Source organism: Amycolatopsis rhizosphaerae (assembly GCF_007713715.1).
Taxonomy (GTDB): Bacteria; Actinomycetota; Actinomycetes; order Mycobacteriales; family Pseudonocardiaceae; genus Amycolatopsis_E; species Amycolatopsis_E rhizosphaerae.
The window spans coordinates 1-3,802 of sequence record NZ_VJWX01000614.1 but is presented as its reverse complement, the minus strand read 5'-3'; the positions used below and the strand labels follow the sequence as shown (position 1 = coordinate 3,802).

The following is a 3,802-nucleotide window of genomic DNA, read 5'->3' as shown; positions in this document are numbered from 1 at the left end:
TTGCGAGGGATGGCCGGGTTGCCAGGGCTGCTGCTGCGGCTGTTGCTGCGGTTGCTGCTGGGGCCACCAGCCGGGCTGGTTCGGGGGTTGTGTCACGCCGGTCACCGATTCTGGATCTCGCCCATGCGGGCGTAGAAGTCGCTCACCGCGGCGCTGTCGGGCAGCACGGTGACGTCGGCGGGGTCGGGTACCTTGGGCAGGTCGTTCTGGCTTGCCGTGCCGTCGAGCCGGTAGTGCTCCTTGATCTCGACCTCGTGCCCGCCGCCCGAGATCGTGCCCGTCATCTCGATCTCGGTGAGCCTGCCCTTCGGGTCGAGTTCGATCCGCGTCCGCAGCGCCTGCGCCTTCATCTCGGCGGTGATCTGGCTGAGGATCGAGTTCGGGAAGACGACCACCCGGTTGTCGATAAAGGCGCCGAGTGTGACGTCGGCGATGAGTTCGAGGCTGCCGTCGGCCTTGCTGTTCGCGCTCTTGGCGGCCCTGCCCTGGTCGATCGAGTCCGACACCGCACCGAGCATCTTGCACACCTCCTGTGCGCCGGCCCAGAAGCATTCGCTGAGGTCGCCGGCGGTGTAGGGCATCGACACCCAGTGGGTGGGCGCGAGGCTCGCGTACACCGGACCGAGCAGCATGTACTCCACCGGGCTGTTGGCCGGATGATAGGTGTCGAGGTACTCGTTCGAGTCGCGGTTGGAGTGGTTCTTGGCGAGCCGGGCCGGCGGGCGGCCCAGCTGAACCGCCGTGACGGTGCTGTTGATCTTCTTGTCGTCGAACCGGGCGAAGGTGTCGAGTACGCTCTTGCGGTCCTCGATGCCGCCGAACTGGTCCGAAAGGGATTTGAGGGTCTTGGCGAACTTGGCGCTGACGTAGGCGGCCGCGTCCTCGCCGTTGGGCACCGCGGTGCCCGCCTTCGCGCTCCCGCACGCAGTGACGAGCAGGCAGGCGCAGGACAGTAACGCGGCCAGCCGCGTCTTCACCCGGACGGCGTGCACCCGTGCTACCCCCAGAGTGTGAACGTTGGAGCTGCCTGACGTGATCGACTGCCTTCAGACTAGTATGGCGGTCGCCGGGTACCCCACTTCACAGAGCTGGAAAGTGAGGGGGTATCTTCATATGTCGTTGTGCGCTGCGGCGTTAACGCGCTAGGCCCGCACTCGACCCCACACGCAAGTTGACGACGAGGTAGACCCTTGCCCACGTACAGCCCCAAGCCTGGCGATGTCACCCGTGCCTGGCACGTGATCGACGCCGAGGATGTCGTGCTCGGCCGTCTCGCGACCGAGGTTGCCACGCTGCTGCGCGGCAAGCACAAGCCGACCTACGCCCCTCATGTGGACACGGGTGACTTCGTCATCATCGTGAACGCCGAGAAGGTGGCCCTCACCGGCAACAAGCGCGAGCAGAAGTTCGCGTACCGGCACAGCGGCTACCCCGGTGGTCTGCGCAAGCGCTCCTTCGGCGAGCTGCTCGACACGCGCCCGGAGCGGCTGGTCGAGAAGGTCGTGAAGGGCATGCTGCCGAAGAACAAGCTCGGCCGGGCGCAGGGGAAGAAGCTGAAGGTCTATGCCGGCCCCGAGCACCCGCACGGCGCGCAGCAGCCGCAGCAGCACGAGATCACCAAGATCGCGCAGGTCGTTAAGTGAGTGAGGAAACGTTCGTGACCAGCACCGAGACCGAGGCCCCGGAGGTTGCCGAGGGCACCGAGGCGATCGTCACCAGCGAGACCCCGGCCGCGCCCCGGCCGTCGCGCGCCGCGGGCGGCTCCGCCCAGACCGTCGGCCGCCGCAAGGAGGCCGTCGTCCGTGTGCGGCTCGTCCCCGGCACCGGCAAGTTCAAGCTCAACGGCCGTCCCCTCGAGGAGTACTTCCCGAACAAGGTGCACCAGCAGCTCATCCGTGAGCCCCTGGTGACCGTCGAGAAGCCGGACTCGTTCGACATCTTCGGCAACCTCACCGGCGGCGGCATCTCCGGCCAGGCCGGTGCGCTGCGCCTGGCGATCGCCCGCGCGCTCGTCGAGGTCGACGCCGACGACCGTCCCGCGCTGAAGAAGGCCGGCTTCCTGACCCGGGACGCCCGTGCCACCGAGCGCAAGAAGTACGGTCTGAAGAAGGCCCGCAAGGCCCCGCAGTACAGCAAGCGCTGACGGCAGGACATCCAAAGGCGCCCATCCCCTCCGGATGGGCGCCTTTGTCGTTTCCGTGGTCGTTCGCCGCCTGCCCGGGTGCCCGTCCGGCCACCCCCGAGGTACGGGCTACCGTCAGGTTCGGGGGCGTTAGGTTGTCCGGGTCGCAGAGGACTCGAGGAGAGGATGAGATGGCTCGCCTGTTCGGCACCGATGGAGTCCGGGGTCTCGCCAACGCGGATCTCACCCCGGAGCTCGCGCTCGCCGTCGCCGCCAGTGCCGCCCGGGTGCTCGCCGCGCACGACCGTTCCCACCGGCCGGTGGCCGTGGTCGGCCGTGACCCGCGCGCGAGCGGGGAGATGCTTGAGGCAGCGGTCGTGGCCGGACTGGCCTCCGCGGGCGCCGACGTGCTGCGGGTGGGCGTGCAGCCGACGCCGGCCGTCGCGTACCTGGTCTCGGCGCTGAACGCCGATCTGGGCGTGATGATCTCGGCCTCGCACAACCCGATGCCCGACAACGGCATCAAGCTGTTCGCGGCGGGCGGGAACAAGCTTCCTGACGACATCGAGGACGAGATCGAGGCGGGAATCGGCGCCGAGACACCGCGCCCCACCGGGGCGCGGGTGGGCCGCGTCTCGGACGTGGATGACGCGGTCGACCGTTACACCGAGCACCTGCTGGCCGCCACGCCCCACCCGCTGGCCGGGCTGCGCGTGGTGGTGGACTGTGCGAACGGGGCGGCCTCGTACGCGGCTCCCGAGGTGTACCGGAAGGCCGGGGCCGAGGTCATCGCGATCCACGCCGAGCCGGACGGGATCAACATCAACGACGGCTGCGGATCCACCCATATGGAGCAGCTGCGGACCGCGGTGCGTGAGCACGGTGCGGACCTGGGGATCGCGCACGACGGGGACGCCGACCGCTGCCTTGCCGTGGACGCCTCGGGTGAACTCGTCGATGGTGACCAGATCATGGCGATCCTGGCGCTGGCCATGGCCGAGTCGGGGGAGCTGGCCCGCGACACCCTGGTCGCCACCGTGATGAGCAATCTGGGGCTCCACCTGGCGATGCGTGAGCGCGGCGTGCACCTGAAGACCACTGCCGTCGGTGACCGCTACGTGCTCGAAGAGCTGCGTGCCGGGGGGTACGCGCTCGGGGGCGAGCAGTCGGGCCACGTCGTCTTCCCCGCGCTGGCGACCACTGGGGACGGCCTGCTGACCGCGCTGCGGGTGATGAGCCGCGTGGCGGCCAGCGGCAAGTCACTGGCCGAACTCGCCGCCGTGATGCGGCGGTTGCCGCAGGTGCTGGTGAACGTGCGGGTCGCGGACAAGGCCGCCGTGGTCGCTTCGCCCGCGGTCGCCGAGGCCGTGGCCGAGGTGGAGGCCGAACTCGGTGAACAGGGCCGGGTGCTGCTGCGCCAGTCGGGCACCGAGCAACTCGTCAGGGTGATGGTCGAGGCTCCTTCGCAGGAGATCGCGCAGGCCGCCGCCGACCGCCTGGCCGGGGTCGTCGCCGCGGTGGCCTGAACCTTCCGATTCGCCGGAACGACTGTCTTCTCCTCGCCCGGATCGGTAGATTTTGTACCCATCTGACGGCACCGAACACCTGGCTGTCACGTCGTAGGTGTGCAGAGGCCGATCGGGACCTAGGCGACGAGGGGGAGAGCATGGCCTGTCTCTT

The 3,802-nt window shown here is 69.0% G+C and carries 4 protein-coding genes; 3 read left to right on the top strand and 1 reads right to left on the bottom strand.

Annotated features, from left to right (window positions below; translation table 11 throughout):
- Positions 1–101: 101 nt before the first annotated feature.
- Complete coding sequence (locus FNH05_RS34200) at positions 102–992, bottom strand: hypothetical protein (protein ID WP_246128114.1); 891 nt, start codon at positions 990–992, stop codon at positions 102–104.
- 198 nt (positions 993–1,190) lie between these two features.
- Here FNH05_RS34200 and rplM point away from each other — a divergent pair, with 198 nt between their 5' ends.
- The 3 genes from rplM (at position 1,191) to glmM (ending at position 3,648) form a co-directional block, all read left to right on the top strand.
- Positions 1,191–1,643: a 50S ribosomal protein L13 gene (rplM, locus tag FNH05_RS34195; RefSeq protein ID WP_144592991.1), complete on the top strand. Its 453-nt coding sequence runs from the start codon at positions 1,191–1,193 to the stop codon at positions 1,641–1,643.
- Positions 1,644–1,657: 14 nt separating this feature from the next.
- On the top strand, positions 1,658–2,143 hold the full coding sequence (gene rpsI, locus FNH05_RS34190; protein WP_144592990.1) for a 30S ribosomal protein S9: 486 nt from the start codon (positions 1,658–1,660) through the stop codon (positions 2,141–2,143).
- A gap of 170 nt (positions 2,144–2,313) precedes the next feature.
- A complete protein-coding gene (gene glmM / locus FNH05_RS34185; protein WP_144592989.1) occupies positions 2,314–3,648 on the top strand; it encodes a phosphoglucosamine mutase in 1,335 nt (444 codons plus the stop codon).
- The last annotated feature ends 154 nt before the right edge of the window (positions 3,649–3,802 follow it).